1 protein-coding gene is annotated in these 1,059 nt (G+C 62.8%); it reads left to right on the forward strand.

Going from position 1 to position 1,059, the window contains the following annotated elements:
* A protein-coding gene (locus ACM42_RS08395) for an IS3-like element ISBj3 family transposase (protein ID WP_271527488.1) occupies nucleotides 1-1,059 on the forward strand; the annotation gives its coding sequence in 2 pieces (ribosomal slippage) (nucleotides 1-192 and nucleotides 192-1,059; 1,060 coding nt annotated over the 2 pieces). This gene is flagged as partial in the annotation.

Genomic DNA, 1,059 nt, shown 5'->3' on the forward strand with positions numbered 1-1,059 from the left:
AGGGCGAGATGACGCTGGCCCAGCTGGCTGAGCATTTCGACGTGCACCCGAACCAGATCACGCAGTGGAAGTCCCAGCTTCAGAAGGCGGCGGCCGAGGTGTTTGGTCCTGGCGGTGGCAACAGAACGAGCGAGTCCGCGGTAGACGTGAAAACGCTGCACGCCAAGATCGGGGAGCTGACGCTTGAGAACGATTTTTTAGAAGGCGCGCTCAGCAAAGCCGGCATGCTGAGCGCAAAGCGATGATCGACCGTGAGCACGACCTGCCGATCACCAAACAGGCGGAAGTTTTGAAGATCAGCCGTGGCAGTATCTATTATCTACCACGTCCGGTGTCGCCCGCCGACCTCGCGATCATGCAGCGGCTTGACCGGCTGCACCTGGAGTTTCCTTTCGCCGGTTCGCGAATGTTGCGAGACCTGCTGGCTGCCGAGGGGTGCAAGATCGGCCGCCGGCATGTCAAAACGCTGATGCGGCGGATGGGGATAGAGGCGCTCTATCGCCGGCCGCGTACCACCAAGCCCGAACCCGGGCACAAGATCTATCCGTATCTGCTGCGCGGGATGGAGATCACACGCCCCAACCAGGTCTGGGCGATGGACATCACCTACATCCCGATGGCGCGCGGCTTCGTCTATCTCGCGGTGGTGCTGGACTGGTTCAGCCGCCGGGTGCTGTCGTGGCGCGTCTCGATCACTATGGAAGCCGCATTCTGCGTCGAGACGCTGGAGGACGCTCTCGCTCGCCATGGCAAGCCGGACATCTTCAATACCGACCAAGGCTCGCAGTTCACGGGCGCCGCGTTCACCGGCATGCTCGCCAGTCATGGCATCGCCATCAGCATGGACGGTCGGGGCGCCTGGCGCGACAACGTGTTCGTCGAGCGTCTGTGGCGCAGCATCAAATACGAAGAGGTCTATCTGCGCGCCTACGACACCGTGTCCGACGCCCGCGCCTCGATCGGCCGATACCTCGCCTTTTACAATGGCCGGCGTCCCCACTCGAGCCTTGACGGCGGCACCCCCGATCAAGCTTACTTCAGCCCGCTGCCGTTCCGCGC

The sequence above is a fragment of the Bradyrhizobium sp. CCBAU 25338 genome, assembly GCF_028128965.1.
Taxonomy (GTDB): domain Bacteria; phylum Pseudomonadota; class Alphaproteobacteria; order Rhizobiales; family Xanthobacteraceae; genus Bradyrhizobium; species Bradyrhizobium liaoningense.